This is a genomic window from Sporocytophaga myxococcoides, assembly GCF_000775915.1.
Classification (GTDB): Bacteria; Bacteroidota; Bacteroidia; order Cytophagales; family Cytophagaceae; genus Sporocytophaga; species Sporocytophaga myxococcoides_A.
Window position 1 is genome coordinate 499,250 of sequence record NZ_BBLT01000001.1, and the last position, 25,811, is coordinate 525,060.

The window sequence follows — 25,811 nt, forward strand, 5'->3', positions numbered from 1 at the left end:
AACCCTTTAGCGGATTGGATGATGTATGTATTTAGTGATGGCTTATCCAGAACATTATTTTTTTTCAAATACGATTCTGTAATGATCCATCAGCTCTCTTTCAAAGCATACCATATTCGGACTTATTTTGAACACAGCTACTTTGTGTCTGAATTCTTTATCAGTAAGGTAACTTGGAATAAGGCTAAGGTAGTTAATGTATTTTTCCAGGTTAAATTGTCTGAATTTTTTTCTCCATTGTTTGATGGTTTCTATATAGTCTAATCTTCCGCTACTCATATCTACCAGACTAAAATAAGGATCTGCATTTTTTAAAATCATTTGAGATCCATATGGCAGCCAGGATCCAGGAAATTGTTTTTCCATTAAAGCCAGAATATAAGCATCTGAATTTTTATCTGCGTTGATATCAAATTTTTCATAAGGTATCATATTTTTACCGAACACCATTGTTTGAAGATAAAACCTTCCGCCTTTAGGTAGTAAGTCTGCGACAGATTTAAAGAAGCTCTGGTAGACTTCTTCTTGTTTGCCTGCTTTATATTCTTCTACAGAACAGAAATGCTCAAATGCACCCAAAGAAACCACTGCATCAAAAGTGTTGAAGTCTGTTGGTTTTACTTTTCTACAATCCTTAATGTGTACCTCAAATCCTTTGCTTTTGCAAGCTTGTGCCTGTCCGTCAGATAAGGTAAGTCCGATACATTTTGCACCTCTGTTATATGTTGCGTAGTTGATAAATGGTCCCCAACCACAGCCTAGGTCTAATACCCTTGATCCTTTTTTGATTCTTAACTGATCTGCTATATATTCATGTTTGGCTTTTTGTGCCTCTTCGAGAGTAAGAGAGAAGTCTCCATTGTACCTTGCTCCGCTGAAATCTCCGGTTTCCCCAATGCTGAGACGAAAAATTTTATCAAGTGTAGTATAAGTAAAATCCAGATCCTGTTTGGTTGCCATATATTAATATTGTTTCGGTTAAAATTGTTGTTTGACTTTTAATCAGATCGTGAGCACGGCCTGATTCTTAGGATAAGAAAAATTACCTTTTCCTGTTTAAAATAATTTTTTGAAGAAAATGTTTAATTATTTAGTATTTATTTTTCCTCAGGCATTGTTTTGAATACATAATCCCAGAAAGGTGACGATACACCAAATGCTTTTCCTGAATCTTTATAATGATGAATAGCATGGTGTTTCCAAAGTATTCTTAGTTTATTTCTAGGTGGAGGATAGGCATGTATGGAATAATGAATATAGAGATAAGTTGTATAGCCCATCACAAACCCTGGTAAGAAAGCAAATGCAAGGTCATTAATTAACATATAAGTGATTAATAAGAGCAGTAAGGCAACAAATAGTGAAAGGATAGGAGGCATTGCCAGCCTGCTTTTATCCTTTGGGTGATCATGATGAACACCGTGAATAAGATACTGTAATCTTTTAATTTTTTTGTTGTAAGTTGAATTGATATGATATAAAAATCTGTGCATTAGATATTCTGCCAGTGTGAATGCAATCATTCCTGTAAAAAATAATAAAAGGATGGGAAATGTCCTCAGATTTGTGTAGGCAAATGAGAAGCAAAGGAGAAAAGACGAAAATATAATAAATATACCTATCGGTACAGCAATATGTGTATGTGTTAGTTTCTCAAGATTACGATTCTCAAAAAGTTTGGGGGATCCAGCATTTTGTGAAGTTTTGGTTCTGATCATAGCGTTCAACTGGGTTTTCGGTTTGATTTATAAGGAAGACATTTAATCCTGTGAGAACCCCTATGAGGTATGAATATTTTTTTTAAAAAATAAAATATTGCAGTTGAATCTATCCGATAAACTTCACGGTGTGATATCCATTCAAACTAAATCAGATGTTCTGTTTCAGCTTATTTTTATACAATTCTCTGAAATTTTTAAGCTTTGGATCAATAACATTCTGACAATAGCCTCCTTCAGGGTTTTTGTTATAATAATTCTGATGGTATTCTTCTGCTTTATAAAATTGCTTATAAGCTGCAATTTCAGTGACAATTTTTTCATCAAGTAAATTTTGAATTTCTTCAATCACTTTAATTGCTGTAGAGTTTTCTTCTTCGTTTTTATAAAATATGATGCTTCTGTATTGTGTACCCCGGTCAGCTCCTTGTTTGTTAAAGATTGTGGGATTGTGCGTTGATAAGTGGATGCTTAATAAGTCTTCATAGCTGATTTCTGAAGGAATATAAGTAACTTCAATTACTTCAGCATGTCCAGTTTTTCCGCTTGATACTTCTCTGTAGGTAGGATTAACAGTAGTTCCGCCGCTGTATCCGCTTTCAACTTTTACTACACCTTTAAGCTGATGGAATAAAGCCTCCGTGCACCAGAAACACCCACCACCAAATACAGCTTTTCGTTCCTCTGATTTGATTTTCTCCAATGATACAGCATTGATACAGTAACGCAATCCGGAAGGAGGTGGGCCATCCTGGAATACATGTCCGAGGTGAGCATCGCAGGTATTGCATGTTACCTCTACTCTGTACATCCCAAAAGAAACATCTTTGTGGTATGCAATTGCATTTACCTTTATGGGTTGAGTAAATGAAGGCCATCCTGTACTACTCTGAAACTTTTCTTCACTATCAAACAACACGGTATGACAACATACACATGCATATTTCCCAGGTTCAAACAGATTGCACATTTCAGAACTATGAGCCCGTTCTGTCCCTTTTTTTCTGGTAATATAAAATTGTTCTTCGGTAAGTATCTGCTTCCATTCTTGTTCCGACTTATTTACCCGTTGGTCTGGTTCCGGATTACCTTGATTAATAAATTTTAGTACGTCGAGCCACTTTAGTATCATTTGAAGTTGGATGTTTTAGTTCACTTTTTTCTGAATGAACAAATTTAGATAGGAAAATTTAGTTAAAATATATAAAAAACAATCAATAACTAGAGTTTTTTCAAAATGACAGTCTTAAAAAAAAAAGAGACGCCTTATACGGCGTCTCTCCAATTAATATGAATAAATTTCTGTAAGGTATTATCGCCATCCACCTCCAAGAGCCTTGTAGATATTAGTCTTTGTAATATTTTGCCTTTTTCTTGCTTCCACGAGCAGGAGTTGAGCATCCAATGACTTCTGCTGGGAAATGATTACTTCCAGATAGTTAGCGCGTCCAGATTTAAACAATTCAGTGGAAATATCTACAGATTCACTCAGTGCCTGGGATTCCCTGGTTCTCAGGTCGTGAATCTCTTGAAGCCTTTTTAGTTTTGCCAGTTCATTATATACTTCAATATGTCCATTAATGACACTTTGCTGGTAATTGTATAATGCTTCTGTTTGTGCTGCGTTAGCATTCTGAAATTCTGCTTTGATCTGGCTTCTGTTTAACAGTGGAGCTGTAAGGCCTCCGAAAATCGTATAAGCTATAGATTCAGGACTTCTAAACAGAACCCCGGTTTTATATGCCTGATATCCATAGGCACCTGTAAGGTTCAGTGAAGGGTAAAAGGCAGCCTGTGCTGCTTTAACATCTGCTTTAGCTGCTTTTAATTGAAACTCTGATTGTCTTATGTCAGGGCGGTTTCCAAGCAAATCAGCAGGTGCGCCAACATTGACGATAAAATTAAGGGAATCTTTATATTGATCTTTATCTCGTCTAACGGACTGAGGAAATCTTCCAAGCAAAAAGTTTATTCTGTTTTCGGTTTCAAGTATTTCCTGAAGCGTTTCTTTCTCCAGGTTCTTTGAATTTAAAACTTGCCCTTCAAGTTGTTTTACTGCAAGTTCGTTGGTAATACCGGCCTCCTTTTGTGTTTGCACGATCAATAGTGCATTTTCCTGAAGCTTTATATTTTCTCTCAGAATTTCAAGTTTATTGTCGAGCGCTTGTAATTGATAGTAATGATTGGCTACATCAGCAATAATATTTGTCACAATAAGATTTTTGGCTTCAATGGAACCAAAAAATCTGGCAACAGCAGATTTTTTTCTGTTACGGAGCTTTCCCCAGATATCAATCTCCCAGCTGGTTTGAAGGCCGGTATAATAATCTCGTAAATTTATTGGTACAATTTCATCCGGGTTTATATATGTTGAAATATTACCGGCCCCATCCATAGTATAAAGTCCGTATCTTCTTTGTGCCACAGAACCGAACCCACTGACAGTCGGGAGCAAGGCTCCTATAGAGGCCCTGACACCTGCTCTGGAGGCCTCAATCCGCTGAAAAGATTTAAGTACGTCAAAGTTTTGGTTTAATGCGGTATCAATCAGATCTGTGAGAATAGGGTTATTAAAGTATTCTCTCCAATTGATCTTTGCAGCGTTCAGGGAGTCTTTCTCTCCGAGATAGGAGGAAGGTATTCTCTTACTAAATCCGGAACCTGGATCGGTGCTTTTGCACCCTGAAATAAGGATACACAAAGTTATATTTATAACTACTAATAAATTCTTCATTGGTTAAATCGACTCTGTTAATGAAAATTGTTCTTTCATGGCTTTCTTCTCTCTGCTTTCTACAATCTTTGCAAAGAATACATATAAGCCCGGTATGATGATCAAACCAAACACAGTTCCGAAAAACATTCCTCCGGCAGCTGCTGATCCTATGGTTCTGTTGCCAACTTCCCCTGCGCCGCTGGCAAACATAAGCGGAATAAGTCCGGCAACGAATGCGAATGAAGTCATTAATATTGGCCTTAATCTGATCTGTGAACCTTCTATAGCAGCTTGTAGAGGTGTTTTACCTTCTTTCTGCTTTTGCATTGCAAATTCAACTATAAGGATTGCATTTTTACCCAATAAGCCTATGAGCATCACCATAGAGATCTGAGCATAAATATTATTTTCAAGGCCAAGTATTGACAGCATGAAAAATGCTCCGAATACACCTACAGGAAGTGATAAGATTACAGATAAAGGAAGTATGAAGCTTTCATATTGTGCTGAAAGCAGGAGGTAAACGAAGAGTAGGCAGATAATAAATATATATATGGTCTGATTACCGGACATTACTTCGTCTTTAGTGATACCGGCCCAGTCTATTCCATACCCTGAAGGTAGTTTGGTTGCAGCAACTTCCTGTATAGCTTTAATGGCATCTCCGCTGCTGTAACCCTCTGCAGCTTCGCCATTGAGCTCAGCAGAGAGAAACATATTATACCTGGTAAGCTGTTCCGCTCCGAAAATTTTCTCAAGCCTTATAAATGCAGAAAGAGGAACCATTTCATCTTTATCATTTTTTACCGTCAGTTTCAATATATCATCAGGGTCGGCTCTGTATTCGGGTAAAGCCTGCACCATCACTTTATACATTTGTCCGAATTTGATAAAGTTAGTTGCATATTCACTACCCAATAATGTTTGCAATGAATTCATGGCTTTTCCTACCGTTACGCCTTTCTGAGCAGCCTTGTCATAGTCTACATGCAGCAGATACTGAGGGTAGCTGGCATCGAAGATGGTGAATGCAGTTGCTATTTCAGGTCTTGCTTTCAAATCTTCTATAAACTGATTTACCACACTTTCCATCTTTTTGATATCTCCTGTACCGGCCTTATCTAAAAGTCTGAGCTCATATCCGCTGGCATTACCATATCCGGGAACAGCAGGAGGAGGGAAGAACTCAATCTTAGCATCCTTTATATGAGAAGTTTTTTCTATTACAAGATCCATAATTTCATCAACAGACTCATCTCTTTTATCCCATGGTTTGAGGTTGATAAGGCAGGTGCCGAATGTAGCTCCCGTACCATCTGTAAGGATGTTCGTTCCTGCAAGTGTTGATACAGACTCAATAGCAGGAATATCTTTAGAAGATCTTTCTATTTCATCTACTATAGCTTTGGTCCTTTCCAGTGTAGAACCTGATGGTGTGGTAATACTGGCATAGAACATTCCCTGATCTTCTTCGGGAATGAATCCTGAAGGAAGCGTAGTACCTAATATTCCTGTTCCCGCTGAGAATGCCAGTAAGACAGCAAAGGTTACAACTTTTCTGTTTGCTATCATGCTTAGCAGTTTTTGATATCTTCCGGAGATCTTTTCGTACCAGAAGTTAAATATTCCGAAGAATCTGCCTAAGAAGTTTTTTTTGGGCTCGTCATGATGAACAGGCTTTAGAAATAACACACAAAGAGCAGGGGTAAGGGTAAGTGCACCAACACCAGAAAGAATAATGGCTATAGCCATAGTTATTGAAAACTGCTGATAAAAGATACCGACAGGCCCTGTCATAAATGAAGTTGGAATAAATACTGCTGACATAACAAGGGTAATGGCAAGTACTGCTCCGCTGATTTCTTTCATAGCCCTTTCCGTAGCTTTCTGAATAGTATATTTTCCTGTTTCCAGTTTTGCATGGACAGCTTCTACGACAACTATGGCATCATCAATTACAACACCAATTGCAAGTACTAAAGCAAATAAGGTTATCAGGTTCAGGGAAAAACCGAATAACTTCATGAAAAAGAAAGTACCTATCAAGGAGACAGGAACGGTGATAGCAGGAATGATAGTAGATCTGAAATCCTGAAGAAATATGAAAACTACCAGCGATACAAGTATAAATGCTTCAATAAGGGTTTTAATCACCTCATGTACGGAGGCATCAAGAAATCTTGAAACATCATAGCTGATCTCATAATCCATTCCTTTTAAAAAAGAAGCTTTCTTGATTTCTTCCATAGTGAGTTTTACATTTTTAATAACCTCACTGGCGTTAGAACCGGGTAGCTGCTTTAACATCAAAGATGCAGATGGTTTTCCGTTGAGCTTTGATTCTACGTCAAAGTACATAGTTCCGAACTCAATATCTGCTACATCCTTTATTCTAAGAATTTGTCCGTCTGAATTGGCTCTGATAGGTATATTGGCATACTGCTCCTCTGTGTTAAATCTCCCGGTATATTTTACAATATACTGCAATGCCTGAGCTGATTTGTCTGAACTTTCACCTATTTTACCCGGAGCAGCTTCTATGTTTTGTTCCTGCAGGACCCTGCTGATATCGTCTGTGTCAATATTATAAGCAAGCATCTTATCCGGCTTAAGCCATATCCTCATGGAATATTCTTTGGCTCCCAGGATATCTACATAACCCACACCCTGAATACGCTTAAGCTCGGCAAGGATATTTATATCTGTAAAGTTGTAAATGAATTTTTCCTGAAGATTCGGATCAGAGCTGAAAACATTTAGGTATAAAAGCATACTGTTTTCAACTTTAGCGATCTTTACACCGTTTTTGATAACCTCAGAAGGTAATTCCCCCATTACAGCAGAAACTCTGTTCTGCACATTTACAGCAGCAATATCAGGATCAGTACCGATATCGAAAATGATCTGAACGACACCGACACCATCGTTTCCAGCATCGGAGGACATGTATTTCATTCCCGGCACCCCATTGATAGCTCTTTCCAAAGGCACTATAGCGGCTTTGATCACTGTTTCTGCATTGGCTCCAGGGTATTCAATGGTTACGTTTACTTCCGGAGGAGCTATATTGGGAAACTGAGTCATTGGTAGCTGAGTCAGAGACAGCAATCCCAGCAAAGTGATAATCAGAGATATCACTATTGATAACACAGGCCTGTGTATAAATTTTGAAATCATAATGTACGCTATTTAAAAGCCTGTATTAATTATTTATTGAGTTAGCTGAATATAAATCAATGGAGGTAGGTTCTGGAATGATCTTATCTCCTTCACGAACTCTTTGCAATCCTTCATAGACTATTCTGTCTTTAGGAGAAAGACCAGATTCAAGCACAAACAGGTGAGGAAGCCTCAGCTTAGTTTTGATGTTCTGCAGCTTGACTTCATTGTTCTGATCCACAAGGAAAACAAAGGTTTTATCTTGTATGTCAAAGGTAGACTTCTGAGGAATGATCATCACCTTGTTTAGGTTAGTCTTCAAGAGTACTTTACCGCTTGCCCCATGCTTCAGAATTTTATCAGGGTTTGGAAAACGGGCTCTGAAAGAAATGTTTCCTGTTGCTTTATCAAACTCTCCTTCTATGGTTTCAATCTTGCCTTTATAAGGGTGTTCCGCTGAATTGGCAAGAAGTAAGCTTACCTCTCTTTTCTCTGCCTGTTGTTTTGCATGTGTTACAAAATTCAGGTATTCATTTTCAGAAACATTAAAGTATGCGAAAACTTCATTGTTATCAGATATGGTAGTTAATAGTGTTCCCTCATTTACAAGACTTCCCATCTTAAGAGGTATTCTGTCAATAAGACCATCAAATGGAGCTTTGATTTGTGTAAAGGATAGTTTCAAACTTGCATTGGATACCAGTGACCTTGCTTCTTCAATTTTTGCGTTAAGTGCTTCCAGCTTGGCTTCAGCTCTTGCCACTTCTGTTGAGGAAACAATATTTTTTTCAAGAAGGGTTTTGGCATTGACTAAATCAAGCTCCGCCGATTTAGCTTCTGCAACTGCATTTTTTAAATTAGAGTTAGCCTTGGAAAGTTCTTCCCTGTATGAATAATCTTCAATGCTGAAAAGCAGTTGTCCTTGCTTCACCGCCTGTCCTTCATCTATATGGATCTTTTTGATTTCTCCATATACTCTGGCTCTTATTTCGACATTTTTTACTGCATGCAGATCGGCAACATATTCTTTTATGTATGAAGTATCGAGTATAACTGGACTTGTTACTGGAAATGTCTCTATTTTGATTGGATTTTCTTTATGTGAAGAGCAAGCCATTATCAGTATGCACAAAAGCATACAAGCCGTCCCTGTATAATTTTTCATATTTAAGTCTTTTAAAAAGAATGGGAATACTTCAGACAGAATTTTTTTAAAGGAAATTCTGACTTAATGAAGTATCATTTAGATAATACTAAACAATCGTTCAATGCTATAATAAGCTATGAATTTGTTAAAATATGAATGAATTATGCCTGCTTTGGGGGAGGTGATGAATGTTCCAAAAAAGAAGAATAAGGCCTTAAAATTAATGGCGATTTTGGATCCTCTATCAAAAGGAAATGTTCTATCGAAATATCTATAATCTGACAATAATAAAAATCGTTGGTCTTCTTGACCCAGTCGGGATTGTCATCATCTTCATCTTCTGGAGTGTCGTCCGGCATTTCCAGGAAAACCTCCAGGATCAGCTCGACGATACTGTTATATTCTTCCTCCACTTCCTCAATATCATTGAAGGGGGTATCATCTTCATTTTCGCCAGGCAAAAGTGCAGTGTTGATAAAGAATAGTAATAGTATATATGTCAGCGCCTTTTTCCACATATGTTAGCCAATATAACGAAAAGATTTGCTTCGTTTGTACTTTTCGAATGGAAAAATAATTAAATAATTAAAAACGGCATAGGATATTGTATTATTGATAGAAATAATTGATTAAATTCATAGGCGGAAGGGGATGATGTAAAAGATTCAATTTCTTGCATCATATGTTTACAAAAAAACGAAGTTCTAAATAAAGTAAAAAGAGGAAGGTGATAGGGAAGATAATCAATCCTATAATAAATATGGCCTTTCCATGCTTTCGGTCATTTTGTATGTAAGCATAGATTTTTTGACCATTTGGAAGAGATTTTTTATAAGTTATTATATGCCAGTTGATAAATATTTCAATGAAGCCACCAAAAATAACCATTATATATCCCATTAATATCCAGGATTTTTGACTTTCTTCAGGTCTGGCTAGGTCCTCGATCCTCTGCGTCCTTAGGGCATTTAAAAGTTCAGGATCAAATTGTTTTCCTCTTTGTGTCAAGAGTTTGTGGGCGATCTTGTCATTAATATTGCTCCACGTCAGGTTTCATCAACATCTCATAAAGCTCTTCATCCGAAAAGCTGTGCAGGTAATGAGAGTCTTCTTCTGTCGTCAGTTGATCCGCTTCTTTGTCAAGAAAAGCATTGGCTTTTAGTTATGTTAAAGTGTAGATTTTGATAGTCAATGAAGTATAGGGCGATATTTAATTTCCGTTAATTTAAGGATATGATATCCGAAAAAAATATTTTTTCCCAGGTGACCTTTTATCAGATCTACCATTAATAATAAAAAACAATAATCATGAGTGACGAGCTTATTATTGAGTTGATTAAAACTAACAAAGAGGATAAAGCTTTTCGGGCCTTGTATAAGCATTTTCCAATGATCAGGAAAATGATCCTTTCTAATGGCGGAAAATTGGAGGATGCAGAAGATGTGTTTCAGGAGTCTCTTATTATTCTTTATAAGAAAGTAAGATACACTGAATTTAAGCTGACTTCCAAGCTAAGTACATATCTGTATAGCGTTTGTCGGTTCCTTTGGAAGGATATTTTAGTAAAAAATGGAAGGAGGGATTTCTCTGAAATAATTGATTTAAATGAAAGTAGTGAGGAGAGTATTTGGACAGAATTAACAGAGCCAGAGAGTGATCTGAAGATTTCGGAGAAAATCATAAATGAATTGGGGAATCGCTGTAAAGAACTATTAATCCTTTTCTATATAGAGGCAATGAAGCTAAAGGATATCGCATCAAGAATGGGATATAGTTCTGAGTCTACAGCTAAGAATCAAAAGTATAAATGTCTTGAGTCTGCAAAGAAAAGATTGAAAGAATTAAAACATTTAGGTTAAATATTATTGAATTTCAAATATAAAATCATGAGCAAGGCATTTGAAATAACAGAGATGATAGAGCGATATCTGACGAATAGACTTAGTGAAGTTGAAAAAAGGGAGTTTGAAAAGAACCTGTCGGAAAACACTGAATTAAAAGAAAGTGTAGAGCTTCAGATGGAAGTGATGAAAGGTGTGGAAAGTCTGGCATTGAAACAGAAAGTATCGAAAGCATATAAAAATTATAAGTTAACGAAATTACTTATTAAAGCTGGTATTATTAGTATTGGAGTTATAGCAGCCATTTTAGCCGTGCTTATCTTTAAATCAGTTAAGTCTGAATCTCATTCATCACATACCAATAAAGAAGAATTGTTTAATACAAAGGATATTCAGCCTGAAGAAACTAATGCACTCCCCAAGCAGCAATCCAAGCAAGGTACAGAAGAACAAAGAACTTTTAAGAAAAGCATATCAGAAGCAGGTCAATCTTTGCCAACGCAATTATTCATTTTAAATGCTGAAAGAGATACTATAATACAAACCAGAGCGGGTACTGTACTTGCAATCCCTGCACTGTGTTTTATTAATGAAAATGGTAAGCCTGCAAAAGGAAGAGTGCAACTGACGTTTAAAGAGGCCATGGATGCGGCTTCAATAATGAAAAGCGGGCTGACAAGTACTACCGACGGTGCTTTGCTGGAAAGTGCAGGTATGTTTTTTATCAGTGCCAGACAGAATGGCAAGGAGTTAACTGTTGATTCATTAAATAGCATTTATGCAGAAGTACCTACAAATAACAAAAGAGGTGATATGCAATTATATGATGGTGTACATACGAAGGATGGAACTATCAATTGGGTTAAGCCTAAACCTCTGAGTAATTATTTAACTCCTGTTGATATTCATTCTCTTAATTTTTATCCTCCTGCATACCTTGATTCTCTTGATAAGTGGGGGTATGATGAACGAAATAAAAAGTTTACAGATAGCCTTTATTATTCTTTTGCTGGTTTGTTTGTTAGGTCTGATGAATTAGACCAGGAAACTATTGAAGGTGGTGATGCGGTACAATATTCGCATACCAAGAAAAATTATAAACTGAATAAAAATGATATTCATGCGATAAACCCAGGCAAAATAAAGGCTATTTGGAGTGATCGTTTTCAGAATACTTTAATTGCAACACGTGAATTTCAGGAGCGGATACCATTCATCCATAAAACATGCAATAATAAAATACTGGACTTGTATGTGAAGAATATGAATAAGTCAATTTCTGCAATTGATCAAATGGCAGCTGAGCAGTTAAATGGAGAGTTAAAAGAAGTTTTTCTTGACTTTGCCTCCAGAAAAGAAGGAAAGGTAAATCTAGGCAATAGCCAGATGAAGAAGCTTGGTCAGTTCTATTCAATGCAAGCTAAAGCCGTCTCTGAAGCTGCATTTAAAACAGAACAGGCAATCAGAGAAGAACAGAAGAGGCTTGAACGAATGGCTCAAAAGAAAAAAGTAACCCATGATAGTGAAGATAAAGTAAGAGAAATTATGAATCTTCAACAGGAATATAGTCTTAATCTTAATGAGGCCTGTAGACAATTGGGGTTCGTAAAACCTGTTTTCGCATCTGCACAGGTTTATGGATTTCCAATACGATCTGGAGGTTGGAAAAATATAGATAGACTGGTCTGGGAGGCCACAGTGAATAGGACTACGTTCAAATACTCTGCAGGTGGAAAGAAAGCTGAAATTAAATATCTTCCATTCTCTGTGAGGTTCAAAGAGTATAAAAACTATGACAGGGTCTATGTTTATTTATTAGCAGATAAGCTGAACAGTTTTATGCGACTGAAGCAGGACAATAACCTGTTTATGGAACAACTTAATGAGTTAATGAAATACAAAATGGTTTGCCTTGGCTTTAAAGGTGATAAGCTTTATTTCTCTGAAGTTGAAAATGTAGAACCAAAAGTACATGAAGATATCATTTTGCAGGAGATAGATGAAAAGGTCTTAGATCAAAAGCTTAATACATTAAAGAATTTAAATCAATTGCAGGAGATAGTAAAAGAAGTGGATTATTGGAAAAGTGAACTTCAGGAGGAGAGAAGGAAGAAGAAGGAAATGAATAGATTGGAATTCAGAAAGAAGGTTATGAGGGTAATATTTCCGTGCGCCTTGATTACATTAAAGGAAGAGTCAGATTCGAAGAATTTTAAATTTTAGAATAAGGTGGGTGAATGAAACCCAAAAAAGATGCTCCAAGAACTTCAAGTTCTTGGAGCATCGTAATTAGATTTTCAGCATAGCAGATTTATTATCAAGAAACTCTTGAATTTCCTTTTCCAGACCTTCAAACAACTTTATCATATTTTCACCTTCCGATGTGAGTATTGCACCTTCACCCTCACCCTCTTCTCCGTCGATAATTTTTTCTACTAATGGCACCGAAGCTTTTTCATTCATAGACTGGATCAGGTGCAATGCTTGTTTATCGGCCATTTCCATGATGCAGCAGCTTTTGAAAAAGAGCCATTTTCTTTTCCTTTTTTAAAGTTCGACACGCCCTCGGCCCCAAAACGGCTGATCCAAAATCTGCCATCAATGCTATATTCAGAATTAGAAGCCTTGCTCATTTTTTTTTATTTTTGTCCGATAAAGATATATAAATGAATTTAATTAATGAATTGCCATTTTTAAAGCTTATTTTTTATTGTTAAGTTTTTGATTTAAAGTGTATTAATTGTAGGTGGTAATAATAGTAATATTTTTTTTGATCAACCTGTAACTTTTGAATTGAGTCGGTTGTCTTACGACTGATTTATCTGAACTGTGAGCATTTAAATGATTTGCACTAGGGAATATAATACTGCTGTAAAAGAGTATTCCAGAAATATTTTCAGGTATGTATACAAATGCATCAAGGACGAAGACGAAGCCAAGGATATCGTCCAGGATTGCTATTTGAAGCTGTGGACGCATAGAGCCAATGTTAATCCTGATAAAGTAAAATATTGGCTGTTCACCACTGCGCATAATACCATGCTCAATCATTTAAAAAAATCTTCAAAAGTTGTTCCAATGGAAGGCTTGTCTAACATAGATCCTTTTGTAGTGCCTAATGATGGCTTTGATTTGAAAGGGCTTATAGACAAATCTCTTGATTTACTTCCTCAGGTTCAAAAGACGATTATAATCTTACGGGATCTTGAGGGGTACAATTACAATGAAATAGGAGAAATGATGGAGTTATCAGAATCACAGGTAAAGGTGTATTTGTTCAGGGCGAGGCAGAAAATGAAGGAGTCGTTGAAAGAGTTTAATAAGTATTATGAGAACAATTGACCAAAGTAATTATGAAGAATGGATCTTCGAATATTACGAAGGTACATTGACTGCTGAAGAAGAAGTTCAGGTGTTGGACTTTGTGCAGCGGGATTCTATATATATGGAGGAGTTTGAAGCTTTCTCCAAAACTTATTTAAGAGAACCACTTCCTGATAAATTGTCTATAGAAAGTTCTTTGTTAAGAAAAGGAAGTTACTTTAATATAAATTATTCGATAGCTTCATTTCTTTTTATAATCGTCTCCGGATTATTTTTTATTAAAACATCTGAAGAGCAGTCTGAAGTTATCAATGCTTCTAAAGAACTCATTGTTCAGGAGGAATATCAGGAAAAGGAGGTAGTAATAAAGAGCTCTTCTATTCCAAAGCATAAATCTATAATTCCTCAGTTAAGCAGAAAGGAGAGGACAGAACAAAGTTATATGCATAACCAGAACTTGTATACAGATACAGGAAATACATTTATTCCCAGTATAGATAATGAGGCACATAAAGCTAATAATGATGTGATTAAAATTGATTACGATAGTCTACCAGCAGAACAACCCGTAATCATAAAAACAGAAAGGGCATCCGTCGGAACTACAAAAACAATTGTAAAGAAAACAAGACAGGAAAAGAAAGAAGAACGGAGAAAACAGAAGCAGATAGCCAGATTCAAAGAGAAGCAGAGAAGAAACAAAGAAGCTCAGCAATTGATGAAAGGGAATATGCCTTATGTTGTTCCGCTGGATCCTAATACTTTTTAATATAAAACAGATAGCATGGCTAAAGTGTAGTCTCCTGAAATATTGGAGAAGCAATGGCTACTAGTCTCAAAAAAATGGACTTAAATCATAGAGTCCAAAGAAGTAATTTATTGAAATATCAATCCATTTTGAGTTGAGCAAAGTCTTTTATAAAATTTTTTTAACAAGTATGAAAATGAAAAACATATATTTTTTATTCCTGATGATAGTGGTTGTCGGGATGTGTGAAAAGACTCATGCTCAATCTCGGTGGATTGGCATAATGCCTATGGAGTATAATCCTTCCTTTGCGGGGAATTCTGGTGGGCATAGGTCCGTTGCTTTTGCTGGATATACTTCCTCCGAAGGAGGAAGGAAATCATATAAAGGGGATGATCATCTTTTTCCAAAAACAAGTACTCCTGTTTTAGGGGTTTCATATGATAATTTTATTCCTAAAATTGCCAGTGGTGTTGGTTTTTTTGCCTCATGGATGCATTCACATGAAAGGAGATCGAGAGATGATCTTAAAGTTTCCGGATTAAAAACTGGAATTGTTATTTCTCCTAAAATCAGTTTGAAAGGAAAATATACAATAGCTCCTTCTTTAGGATTGACTTATAAATATTCGGAGGGTGAATATTGGGATCTGTATAAAAGTAAATATGAAGCATTTAATCTAAGTGTAGGACTGCTCTTTAATACTGAAAGGTTTTACCTGGGTTATGCCAATTATTATAACCCTTTTAAAGGGGAAGATATTCTCTTATTTTTTGAGGATTTTAAGCAAACTAAGGTGTATGGTTGGACTTATGGCCTTATACAAACCGGGTTTAAATATCAGAGAACTAAAATGTCAAAAACATCATACACATTACAAGCAGTATTTAGAATACGCGAGTATACTACATGGATTGGTTTGGTGAATAACATAAGTTTAACTGTTAAACATAATAAATTACTGTTTGGGGTTACAGCGGCAGAAGGAGTGATGGGACCAATTTTTTATACTCCCCCGCAAGATGAATTACATGTAGGTATTGGTTATCAGACATCCAAATTTAAGATCTTTTATTCACAGGATCTTATCAATTTAAAATTTCGCTATCGGAGTGAGATAACATGTCGTTTATTGTTACCTAAAAAAGGGAAAGTTATAAGTCAATTTTAATTAACAATATCATCAATCCAATTTGAGTTGAGCAAAGTCTTTTTCAAATTTTTTTTTAATGAAATTTAATATGAAAAACATTTACTTTTTATTCCTGATGATAGTGGTTGTCGGGATGAGTGAAAAGACTTTTGCTCAATCTCGGTGGATTGGCATAATGCCTATGGAATTTAATCCTTCTTTTGCCGGGAATACGGGAGGGCATAGGATTGTAGCATTGGGAGGATATGAGCATTCCGGAGGAAGAGCTAAGCAAACCAGTCCTAATTCTTCTATAGGTTTTATGAAACTGAATTCGCCTCTTGCTAGCATTTCTTATGATAATTTTATACCAAAAATTGGAAGTGGGATAGGCTTTTATATGTCCTCAAGAAAATATTCTTCAGGATCAAGAGAAGATGAGAATACTTATACTTCATTTGATGCTTTTAAAGCCGGCCTTATTATATCACCTAAGATCAGTATCCGAGGTAAATATACAATTGCCCCATCTATAGGATTAAATTATAAAAAACTAAGATATGATTATCAGCCAAGCGAGTTGTTAATAGATTTTGATTCTTTAAATTATAAGCCCGAACATTATAAGTCTGATATTTTTTATTTAACCGCGGGTTTATTGTTTAACACAGAAAACTTTTACATTGGCTATGCTCATTATTTGCCGACATTTAATGGAGCGCGACAAAAGAATTCTTTCTATGAAGAAAGGTACATTTCACATAATAAGCATAATTATTATTATTTGGACAAGCAATATGGTATCATACAGGCAGGTTATAAATTTCAAAAAAGTAAAGATTCCAAGACTTCATATTTACTGCAAAAAATGATTTGGACGAATCGCAAGCTGGATTTAATTACATTGTTCATAAGTAATTTATCATTTGTGTTTAAATATAGAAAAGTCCTTTTGGGAATTTCAACGACAGACCATTTTTTGGCTGGTGTAGGTTTTCAAACGAGCAAAATAAAGATATTCTATTCTCAGAATCTGGATTATATTAATTACCAGTACAGTGGAGAACTATCCTGTCGTGTTTTAATCCCAAACAAGAAAAGAACTTTTTATCAGTTTTAGCACCAACTTGTTATTAACCTTTAATTTTAATTGTTCAATTCAATTCCTTATTTTTATTACTTTTATAAGTAATGAAGGAATACGTAAAATCGTTTCATCTTCTTACTGAAGATGAAATAAATACATTTCTATCTAAGGCTGAGGTCTGTAATCTTGAAAGAGGGAAGTATTTCATCCGTGAGAGTAATATTTGTATTTCTCTACTATCAGGTATTTAACTTTTAAGTTGATCATGTGTCCTTCAGGAGTAGTAGGGTAAGTACCCTATCCATTATCGTGAATGGGACTTAAATAGCTAATCCAAAAAAAATATTTTATAAGTTTAATCGGAATGTTTTAATACTTCTGAACCTATTGGTATTAATTCTGCCTTAGCTATTTATATTCTTTAAAGGAGGCTTAACCCTCCTTTCTAATTACCTTTGCCATTGGTCTCATTTAGGATCCATATTGCATCATGTCTAATCATTGTGTCAAGAGGAAGATTTCTCTCAAGTGCCTTTTTAGCAACGGATGCTAACCATTCAGGAGAATTTTTGATGTTAGCTTCTACTTTTAATATTTGATATTCTCTGGGATTTAATTTAATTAATTCAGGATTGTTCAAAAGGTCGTAGGCTCTATCTCCAAAGTCAAATGAGAAATTTGAAAGATTTTGCTCTGTGGAAACTATAACAACAATATCTCTATTTTTTATTTCATTATAGAGATGAAATGTTCCGACATCTTGTCCATTTGCATGCTCTTCCGGCCAATATATGTATTTGTTGTAGCTCCAATATCTAGAGTCTGGAAGTAGTAATTCCTGAAAATAAGGATAAAATCCATAAAAGCTCTGAGTGAAACTATCACCGATAAAAAGACCATTTATTTTTTGTGTACTATCATTTTTTTCAAATTTAACAGTTGGATAATAAAGCGTGTCTGACGCTATAGGGAAGAGAAGGTTCATAGCATCTCCAATATCGTTATCCGTGTATTTTAAATTTATATTGGTTTTTTCTCCTGGTAGACAATGAAAGTTTATTAGGTTCTTATGACACAATCTTTCAATGGTTTTAAACATGGTATCAGCTGCAAGCGTAGTACCATATCCGCTCCAATGGATTCCGCATTTAGGGAAAAGAGGATAAGGAGATGAACTTTTCTGTTTGAGGAAAAACTGTTTCAGGTCAATATAGTTAACTCCATAGTTGTTAAATTCTCTTACTATAACATCATAATTTGATGTGCCTTTTTTGCTTTGCTCATATTGTTGAGGTAGATATTCCGGATAAAATGAGGCCTTCCCGGGTGCTATAACAAACAGAAACTGCACATTATTTTTTGCCAATTCATCCTGAACATATTTTAGTTTGGAAACCTTTGTTTTAATTGTTTCTTCACCAAGGAAGTCGTGTCCTAACAATGCTGAAATGTAAAAATCCTGAAATAGAACTTCATTTTTACCAACTATAACATTTGAAGCATTTACTTTATCAAAAGCGGAATATTCAATTTGATTTTTGATTTTTACAAACCAAGGTTTGAAACCTATTGCATCATTGATATATTCCTCAACACTGGATTGATAGCTGGACGCAAACCAGTCTTGGGTCTTAAACTCGGGTAAGTGTTTTTCTCTAAATGCGCCTTTAAGTGATTCTAAGGGAAATATGTTAAACTTATGTTGCAGTAATGGAAAAGTAAGAAATATAATAAATAGACTTACTAAGAATTTTTCTTTTTTCATTTTTATCTTAAAATCTGAAGTAAATGAAAGGATTAAAGCCTGTGGAAACTAATATGCTGGCGCTGATTACTAAAAGGACAGCTGTGGATATGTATCTTATAAAAGAGAACTCTTTAAGTGCTTCAGTTGGAGAAAAGAAATTTTCGATTTTCTGTTCCAGTTTTGGTATTGCACCGATAAATGAAAAGAATATTGCAATCAATAAGCTAATCCAAAAGCCTTTGTGAAGCTCCATAAATGTTAATCCTTCATCTTTAAATAGAAGCATTCTTCTTATGAAGGCAATAGCATGTTCCAAATCGTTAGCTCTGAATAATACCCATCCAAAGATTGTTATAGTAAAGGTTATGGGAAGCGCCATTTTAGTTCCTGTCTTTTGGTAAAACTCTAGCAAAAAGAGCCTGTCTATAATAAGGAAAAATCCATGGTATGCACCCCATAAGATAAAGGTCCATGCTGCACCGTGCCACAACCCTGAAATTAGAAAGACTATAAGTAAGTTCATTAAAACTTTGTTTGGAGTTACCCGGTTTCCTCCAAGTGGTATATAAAGATAGTCTCTCATCCATTGTCCTAGGGTGATGTGCCATCTTCTCCAGAATTCTGTTATACTTTTTGATATATATGGCAAATTAAAGTTTTCCGGAAATGTAAAGCCCATCATTTTTGCTAGTCCTATTGCCATATCTGAATATCCTGAGAAGTCGAAATAAATTTGGAACGTATAAGCCAATGCTCCAATCCATGCTGTAGATGAACTCATCATGTTAACATCTAAGGCAAAGATCTTATCTGCCTCCTCGGCAAGGACATTAGCAATCAAAACCTTTTTGGACAGCCCGATTGTAAATCTGAAAAATCCATATAACCTGTTGTTTGCATTATCTTCATTGTCTCTGTTACGAATCTGATCTGCGATTTCATGATACCTGACAATTGGGCCAGCAATCAGATGAGGAAATAAAAGTATATATAAAATGTAGTCAGAGATTTTTTCAAGAGGATTATTAAGTTTCCTGAATATATCTATTGAATAAGTAATTTTTTGAAAAGTGAAAAATGAAATTCCTATAGGTAAAACAACAGCAGTCCATTCTATTGAATTAAGTCCAAACTTTGTTAAAACCCAATTAAAGTTTTCAACAAAGAAATTAGAGTATTTAAAATAAGCCAAAAGCCCCACATTTAAAATAAGAGAGATGCCGAGTAGATATTTTCTGAAATCTCCTTCTACAGTCGCCATTTTTCTAACGATAAAATAGTCAACTATGATGGAAGCTAGAATCATAAATATAAATTTTGGCGCCCCCCAGGAATAGAAAAAAAGACTGGCTGCTACAATTACATAGTTTCTATATTTTCTAGGAGATAATATATAAACCAATAAAAAACAGGGAAGAAAATAAAAGAGAAATATTGTACTGCTAAATACCATTTTGTTTAAAAAAGTTTTCTGAAAATTAATGAAAAATTAGTTAACTAAGAATTGTAAAGTAATTATGTACTTGATTTTTTTTTACATGGTCAAATTGATTATGCTGAATTTAACTTTATATGTTATTGATTTTTAGTGTTATTTTTCTGTGTGTTCAAAAGGGAGGTATGCTGGAATAATTATTTTTTCTTTTAAAATACAAGCTTTAAATTTGAAATATTAATATCCTTAATAATATTCCATCAATAAGAGATTATTCAATGAAAAATTTTTTGAAATCGTTTAATCTTCTTACTGAAGATGAGATAAATTCTTTTCTATCTATTGCTGAAGTCTTTAATCTTGAAAGAGGAGAATATTTCATCCGTGAGGGTAATATTTGTAATACAGTTGCGTATGTTGATTCAGGCATATTGAGATCTTTTTATACTACACCTGAGGGAGAAGAAATGACATATTGCATTTCATTTCAAAATTCATTCATGACTGCTTATTCCTCTTTTATTACTGGGATTCCAACAATGGAAAACGTTCAGGCCATTACTCCTGTAAAACTTTTATTGCTTCAAAAAAAAGATATAGAACAAATTTCAGGAAACAGTGCGAACTGGCTCAGGTTTGCAAAAATAATGGCTGAAAATGAGTATCTGGAGCTGGAAAAAAGAGTGTTTTCCTATCAGCGTGAAAGTGCCAGGGAACGCTATAGAAATCTTTTACAGACGCGTCCTGAGTTTATAGAACAGATACCCTTGAAATTTCTCGCTTCTTATCTTGGTATTACTCCAAGACATTTAAGTCGCTTAAGAGCAGAGATGATTTAATAGACATTTGTCATTTCTGCCTTATCTTTCTTATTCTACTTTTACCGGAAATGATTTCGGTAAATATGAAAAATGTATTAATAATTAATGGTCATCCCTTCAGGGAAAGTTTTAATGCCTCTCTTGCCTACGCATATAAAAAGGGGGTACAGGAAGTAGGAGGTAGTGTAACAGAGATCTTTATCGGCGATCTTACTTTTAATCCGAATCTTCAGTACGGATATAGTAAAAGAATGGAACTTGAGCCTGATCTCCTGGCTGCCTGGAAAGCTATTCAACAGGCTGATCATCTTGTTTGGGTTCACCCGGTTTGGTGGGGAGGTTTACCATCGGTTATGAAAGGATTTATAGACAGATTGTTTCTTCCCGGAATGGTCTTCAGCTACAAGGAGAATTCAGTTTGGTGGAATAAATTACTCGCTGGTAAAACTGCAAGAATTATCACTACCATGGATCAGCCTGGATGGTATTACAGGCTTGTTTATGGCAGACCTAGCATCAATCAACTAAAAAAATGTACTCTTGAGTTTTGCGGGATTACGCCTGTGGCTGTTACCACTATAGGGATAATCAAGACTTCCGATAAGGCAAAAAGGGAGAAATGGATTAAAAAGGCTTATGACCTTGGATTAGCCTTAAGCTAAGTAAAGAGTAAATTTGTAATTTTCACAATTGGGAAAAAATTGGACTGTTTTTTAAAAACTTTTTGTGACCTTAAGGTTATTATTTAATCGATTTACTTCTATGGTTTCAAAAAAGCTTTTTGAGGCTCCATATTGTGAAATAAAAGAGCGCAATGATGGTATTATCTATGCTAAATGGAAAGGCTTTCTTAAGCCAGGACAAGTAAAGACAGGATGTCGGTTTATGACAGAATATGTCAGAAATAATAAGATTACTGTGCATTTGAGTGATCACAGGGATCTTAGAGTACTATCAAAAGATGTTCAGGATTATCTCATTACTGAATGGTTTCCTGAGATTGAAAATCAGGGGATGAGGAAAATTGCAGCCCTGGAAGCTCCTGATCCTTTTGCAAAAGTGACTGTGGATAAGGTAAATGTTGAAGCACATGTGGGAAATCTTATCATCCGTTCTTTTGAGACAGAAGAAGAATGTGTCAGCTGGTTACTTGAGTAATTTTAAATTTAAAGGAGATAATTTATGATATTAACTCCTTTAAATTTATTTATTTTTGAAGGCCTAATATCGGGTTACAAGCGCTAATCCCTGAAATTTTTCCAAGTCATTTTCTTCAACAAAAACGGTCTCTCCACCCTTGCATATGTTTTTCTCAATCATTTCATCAATTAGGTCATCAATGACATCAGGTTCATGGAGAGCACTATGATCTTTTAATTTTATACCATCACTTTCAACAATCCCTGGCTGAAAATGCCCCTTTTGTACATACAAGGTTTTACCCCTTCCCTGGTCAATAGCATTCCATATCTCGGTGATGTCACTAACGAATTTACCTGTTCCCACAGCAGATTTTAGTTCATTTATTCTTTCCCTCGCAGAATTTTTATGGAACTCATTTACTGCAGGCCATACCTTTGCTATAATCTGGTTTGTTTTTACTTCATTCCTGTCAATTGTTACATTTCCTATGATAGCAGATTTATTGTCTGCTACATTCATATAATGTACATAATTTCTTTCTTCAGTTGCCAGAATAAGTGGCTTGGGATTGTTTATAAGAATTTTCTGAACTTCTTTGTCCACTTTGTTGAAAAACTCCTCGGTGAGGTTTTCCTGCCCTTTTGGCATAGATGCAGCATGTCTGTCTTCAGGATAGGGTGAATCATTCATTATCGGAAATGGAGAAACATTATCCGTAATTTCCTGATCATTGAAAGCTTCTATCAATCGAGCTTCCTGAAGGCTCAATACCAGGATATAGTATGAAACTTGTTCATGAAGAGCTCTTATAAGATCTCTTGTGGCAAATGTATTGTCGATGATGACTCTGTCTTCTACATGAATAGGTAATCGTGTATATTCAAGTATGTCATCGTTAGCGAAAATGACCAGACTTTCTTTATTGTGATAGCTATGATTCAGGGTAACTGAAAGTTGGTTTAACTTATTTATTATATTTTTTGTTTGCTTTTTATCATTGTAGGCAGATAGCCTTTCCTCTGCTTCATTTATCAGGTTTTTAAGTTGAATAGGATCTTTTTTATTATCAGGGTGTGTTCGATGTGTATTTAAAATAATCGTGACACAGACGTCAGATCTGATATCTTTCAACTTTTCAAATAGCTCATTTATCATATCTCTTTCCTTTAGGTTCCTTCTTCATAAGAGGTAACAATGAATTCGAAGCTAAAAGTTTAGTGGTAAGTTTAAAGCTAAAAGTTTAAAGCTTAAAGTTTTGGAGAAACACTATTTAAAGTTATATGTGTTTAAGGAACATAAAAAGTCTGCTATCGTTCTTTCAGCATTGAATTGCAGATTCTCGCTTTATGTATTCTGCTTTACGAATTAATCTTTCATTTTCTGACTTTGAACTTTTTACTTATAACTTTCCAGTTTAAGCTTTAGCCTTTTGCTTTTCCCTTTAAGCATATTTAAAACTTAACAATTTTAAACTCCACTCTTCTGTTCAGTTTTCTTGTTTCCTCTTTAGTATTGTCGGCAATAGGTTTGGAACCTCCATAGCCTTTTCCAGATATTCTATCTCCTGATATTCCTTTGGATATAAGATAGTTTTTTACAGTTTCGACCCTTTGCTCTGAGAGCGTAACATTTTTTTCAGGATTACCCATATTGTCTGTATGTCCTGATAGTTCTATCTCTATTGTAGGGTTTTCAATAAGTAACTTTGCAAGTTTGTTTAATTCAGGGTAAGATATGGGCAATAATTTTGGTTCACTTCTTACAAAGAAGACGTTCTTCAATGGAATATCTTCTCCTACTTCAAGCGGAGTAAGATAGATATCACGCTCAATTTCCATGTATTCAGTTATGTTCGGAACACTGATGGTATCCCGAACGGAATAAAAACCGGGATGTTCAGCAAAGAAAGAATAAACCTGATTGTATGGTAATGCAATTTTATAATCTCCATTATGTGGATCTGAGCTTGCTATACCTGCCTCTTTATCATCATCAAGATCTCTGTAAGTAATACCTGTTTCAATAGGTTCCTTGGTCTTGCTATTAAGTACTTTTCCATAAATAAGTACTAGTGGATTAGGCTTAACAGGTCCTGGCAGCTTTATTCTGAATATATCACTTTTACCTGTTGCCTTTTCTTCAGAAATAAAATAAGCATACTCTCCGGAAGCAGGAATGCTGTAGTAGGCGTCCATACCTTTGGAATTTACAGGTAAACCTATATTTTGTGGAACGGACCAGTTGGTCCAGGTATTATCTAGTCTCCTTGAAACAAATATATCATTCTTTCCATATCCCGGATGTCCTGTGCTGCTAAAGTATAATGTAACACCGTCTGCTGCCAGGAACGGTGAAAGTTCAGTTCCTGGAGTATTAACAACTGGCCCTATGTTTTTAGGTACAGACCAGGTATTGTCATTTTCCAGAAATGAGACATAAATATCTCTTGAACCATAAGTTTCATCTCTTTGGAGCGCCATGAGCAATACTTTTTTATCACTGCTTAAAAAGTATTCGTTGAAGGTACTTTTATTGTAATAGTTCCTTACGTTAACCTTTGTCGGCATGCTCCATCCATTTTTGGTTTTATTAGACATGGATAATCCCATTCCCTGTGCAGCACCTTTAGAGTCATAGGTATTCATCAACAGGACTGTGTTGCCGTCAGGACTTACGGAAGATACAGCATTTGGTCCGTCATTATTGATAGGAGCTCCGATATTTACAGCTTTTCCCCATTTGCCATTCTGATAGCTTGAATAATACACATCCTGATAATCGCCAGTACCACCTTTGTTTTCCGGGGAATAATTTCTTGTGAAATATAATCCTTTTCCATCTGGTGTAACGACGGGTGTTAACTCTCCATACACAGTGTTTACACCAGCACCAAGGTTTTCAGCCGGGGAGCTGTAGTTCAAATTAGGAGCAGTATTAATTTTAAGTTTTGTTCCTTTGATAAAAAAATCATCTACGTCAAATGAAGAAGCGCCCCAGGCTGAAAAACCTACAGCTTTGCCTGTAAGAGCAGGGTAACTGATCTCTGTCAAAACATAATCATTGGCAAGAAAACGAACCGTAGATCCGCTCTTTTCTATTTTAAGGATATTATTGTCAACCTTTATTTTTAATGAAGTTGTAAAATCTTTGATCAAAGTGGGTTTTCCTTTTTTAATCTCAAGTACCCGGTATTGAAGATTTTTAACATTAAAGTATAAAGCATTCTCCTGATCTGCTCCAATCATCAGCCCATATTCGCTTCCGGGCTTGCGGATTCCGAATTTGGCCTCTGCTGAAAATGCGGCAGAGGTATTGAGTAAATTAAAGTAGTTGTTGATACTACCTCCCGCAGGATCGTTGTGTTGCCATACCAGTTTACCGCCTCTGATGTCTGATTGATCTGTAGGGCTATTGGGAAGCCGCCATCCTGTTTCGTTATTGTCAAAATGATCTTCTTCTACAATCCCTGCTGTTTGTGCATAAGAGGTAGCAGATAAAATAAAAAACAGCAAAATAAGGATGTTGGCTGATCTTGTCATATGTACATATTTAGGGAGTAACGAATGGCTTGAAGATAATATTTTGATGAAAAATATAAAATCAACTTCTCATTTAAATTGAAGAATCAATTCGGATAGTGTTATATGTCAGTCGTTTGTCGGGTTTTAATTTCTTTGATCATTTTATATGATATATATCCGATACCTGACATCAAAAGTAATATTGTAGCCCAGATTCAAAGCATTGATAAGAAAAGTGTTCGTTCATACTTTCCAGCTGTTGAGAAAGATC

General features: G+C 35.4%; 24 protein-coding genes. 10 read left to right on the forward strand and 14 right to left on the reverse strand.

Translation table 11 applies throughout. The annotated features are described in order from the left end of the window. Window positions 1–54: 54 nt before the first annotated feature. The 8 genes from MYP_RS02020 to MYP_RS02055 form a co-directional block, all read right to left on the reverse strand. Entirely contained in the window at window positions 55–960 is a 906-nt protein-coding gene (locus tag MYP_RS02020) for a class I SAM-dependent methyltransferase (RefSeq protein ID WP_045457742.1), read from the reverse strand. Window positions 961–1,097: 137 nt separating this feature from the next. Next, a complete protein-coding gene (locus tag MYP_RS02025) occupies window positions 1,098–1,718 on the reverse strand; it encodes a sterol desaturase family protein (RefSeq protein WP_045457745.1) in 621 nt (206 codons plus the stop codon). A gap of 151 nt (window positions 1,719–1,869) precedes the next feature. Continuing rightward, complete coding sequence (locus MYP_RS02030; protein ID WP_197059987.1) at window positions 1,870–2,850, reverse strand: bifunctional methionine sulfoxide reductase B/A protein; 981 nt, start codon at window positions 2,848–2,850, stop codon at window positions 1,870–1,872. 180 nt (window positions 2,851–3,030) lie between these two features. Further along, window positions 3,031–4,452, reverse strand: coding sequence for an efflux transporter outer membrane subunit (locus tag MYP_RS02035; protein WP_045457748.1), 1,422 nt, complete (start codon window positions 4,450–4,452; stop codon window positions 3,031–3,033). Window positions 4,453–4,455: 3 nt separating this feature from the next. Further along, a complete protein-coding gene (locus MYP_RS02040) occupies window positions 4,456–7,611 on the reverse strand; it encodes an efflux RND transporter permease subunit (protein WP_045457752.1) in 3,156 nt (1,051 codons plus the stop codon). Window positions 7,612–7,636: 25 nt separating this feature from the next. Further along, window positions 7,637–8,758 (reverse strand): efflux RND transporter periplasmic adaptor subunit, encoded by a 1,122-nt coding sequence (locus MYP_RS02045; protein WP_045457756.1) that lies wholly within the window; start codon window positions 8,756–8,758, stop codon window positions 7,637–7,639. Between the two features lie 143 nt (window positions 8,759–8,901). Then, entirely contained in the window at window positions 8,902–9,258 is a 357-nt protein-coding gene (locus MYP_RS02050; RefSeq protein WP_045457758.1) for a hypothetical protein, read from the reverse strand. A 160-nt stretch (window positions 9,259–9,418) separates the two neighbouring features. Further along, window positions 9,419–9,748 (reverse strand): hypothetical protein, encoded by a 330-nt coding sequence (locus tag MYP_RS02055; protein ID WP_052429894.1) that lies wholly within the window; start codon window positions 9,746–9,748, stop codon window positions 9,419–9,421. A gap of 300 nt (window positions 9,749–10,048) precedes the next feature. Here MYP_RS02055 and MYP_RS02060 point away from each other — a divergent pair, with 300 nt between their 5' ends. Both MYP_RS02060 and MYP_RS02065 read left to right on the forward strand, forming a co-directional pair. Further along, window positions 10,049–10,600 carry an RNA polymerase sigma factor gene (locus MYP_RS02060; protein WP_045457760.1) on the forward strand — a complete coding sequence of 184 codons (552 nt, stop codon included), beginning with the start codon at window positions 10,049–10,051 and terminating at the stop codon, window positions 10,598–10,600. A gap of 27 nt (window positions 10,601–10,627) precedes the next feature. Further along, complete coding sequence (locus MYP_RS02065; protein ID WP_045457762.1) at window positions 10,628–12,805, forward strand: hypothetical protein; 2,178 nt, start codon at window positions 10,628–10,630, stop codon at window positions 12,803–12,805. Window positions 12,806–12,871: 66 nt separating this feature from the next. Here MYP_RS02065 and MYP_RS02070 read toward each other — a convergent pair whose 3' ends face one another. Both MYP_RS02070 and MYP_RS26320 read right to left on the reverse strand, forming a co-directional pair. Then, window positions 12,872–13,087, reverse strand: coding sequence for a hypothetical protein (locus MYP_RS02070; protein ID WP_045457764.1), 216 nt, complete (start codon window positions 13,085–13,087; stop codon window positions 12,872–12,874). Then, on the reverse strand, window positions 13,054–13,215 hold the full coding sequence (locus tag MYP_RS26320; protein WP_197059988.1) for a hypothetical protein: 162 nt from the start codon (window positions 13,213–13,215) through the stop codon (window positions 13,054–13,056). Before MYP_RS26320 ends, MYP_RS02070 begins: the two co-directional genes overlap by 34 nt. Before the next feature lie 208 nt (window positions 13,216–13,423). On the opposite strand from MYP_RS26320, the gene MYP_RS02075 reads away from it, so the two are divergent. From MYP_RS02075 to MYP_RS25950, 5 genes are all read left to right on the forward strand, one after another. Then, complete coding sequence (locus tag MYP_RS02075) at window positions 13,424–13,924, forward strand: RNA polymerase sigma factor (RefSeq protein ID WP_045457767.1); 501 nt, start codon at window positions 13,424–13,426, stop codon at window positions 13,922–13,924. After that, window positions 13,911–14,675, forward strand: a complete 765-nt coding sequence (locus MYP_RS02080; protein ID WP_045457770.1) for a hypothetical protein — start codon at window positions 13,911–13,913, stop codon at window positions 14,673–14,675. Before MYP_RS02075 ends, MYP_RS02080 begins: the two co-directional genes overlap by 14 nt. Window positions 14,676–14,850: 175 nt before the next feature. Beyond that, complete coding sequence (locus tag MYP_RS02085; protein WP_156140251.1) at window positions 14,851–15,825, forward strand: hypothetical protein; 975 nt, start codon at window positions 14,851–14,853, stop codon at window positions 15,823–15,825. Between the two features lie 70 nt (window positions 15,826–15,895). Continuing rightward, window positions 15,896–16,906 carry a hypothetical protein gene (locus MYP_RS02090; protein WP_156140253.1) on the forward strand — a complete coding sequence of 337 codons (1,011 nt, stop codon included), beginning with the start codon at window positions 15,896–15,898 and terminating at the stop codon, window positions 16,904–16,906. A 71-nt stretch (window positions 16,907–16,977) separates the two neighbouring features. Further along, a complete protein-coding gene (locus tag MYP_RS25950; RefSeq protein ID WP_156140255.1) occupies window positions 16,978–17,124 on the forward strand; it encodes a hypothetical protein in 147 nt (48 codons plus the stop codon). Window positions 17,125–17,318: 194 nt separating this feature from the next. On the opposite strand, the gene MYP_RS02095 is transcribed toward MYP_RS25950, so the two are convergent. Together MYP_RS02095 and MYP_RS02100 are read right to left on the reverse strand one after the other, a co-directional pair. Continuing rightward, window positions 17,319–18,638 carry an alginate O-acetyltransferase AlgX-related protein gene (locus MYP_RS02095; RefSeq protein WP_045457784.1) on the reverse strand — a complete coding sequence of 440 codons (1,320 nt, stop codon included), beginning with the start codon at window positions 18,636–18,638 and terminating at the stop codon, window positions 17,319–17,321. Between the two features lie 7 nt (window positions 18,639–18,645). Beyond that, window positions 18,646–19,926 carry an MBOAT family O-acyltransferase gene (locus MYP_RS02100; protein ID WP_197059989.1) on the reverse strand — a complete coding sequence of 427 codons (1,281 nt, stop codon included), beginning with the start codon at window positions 19,924–19,926 and terminating at the stop codon, window positions 18,646–18,648. A 407-nt stretch (window positions 19,927–20,333) separates the two neighbouring features. On the opposite strand from MYP_RS02100, the gene MYP_RS02105 reads away from it, so the two are divergent. The 3 genes from MYP_RS02105 (at window position 20,334) to MYP_RS02115 (ending at window position 22,034) form a co-directional block, all read left to right on the forward strand. Further along, on the forward strand, window positions 20,334–20,894 hold the full coding sequence (locus tag MYP_RS02105; RefSeq protein ID WP_045457790.1) for a Crp/Fnr family transcriptional regulator: 561 nt from the start codon (window positions 20,334–20,336) through the stop codon (window positions 20,892–20,894). Between the two features lie 65 nt (window positions 20,895–20,959). Beyond that, a complete protein-coding gene (locus MYP_RS02110; protein ID WP_045457795.1) occupies window positions 20,960–21,538 on the forward strand; it encodes an NAD(P)H-dependent oxidoreductase in 579 nt (192 codons plus the stop codon). Window positions 21,539–21,638: 100 nt separating this feature from the next. Next, on the forward strand, window positions 21,639–22,034 hold the full coding sequence (locus MYP_RS02115; RefSeq protein WP_045457798.1) for a hypothetical protein: 396 nt from the start codon (window positions 21,639–21,641) through the stop codon (window positions 22,032–22,034). A gap of 63 nt (window positions 22,035–22,097) precedes the next feature. Here MYP_RS02115 and MYP_RS02120 read toward each other — a convergent pair whose 3' ends face one another. After that, complete coding sequence (locus MYP_RS02120; RefSeq protein ID WP_052429895.1) at window positions 22,098–23,174, reverse strand: AOC03_06830 family ribosome hibernation factor; 1,077 nt, start codon at window positions 23,172–23,174, stop codon at window positions 22,098–22,100. A 296-nt stretch (window positions 23,175–23,470) separates the two neighbouring features. Beyond that, entirely contained in the window at window positions 23,471–25,558 is a 2,088-nt protein-coding gene (locus MYP_RS02125; RefSeq protein WP_052429896.1) for an OmpA family protein, read from the reverse strand. Window positions 25,559–25,811 lie beyond the last annotated feature (253 nt).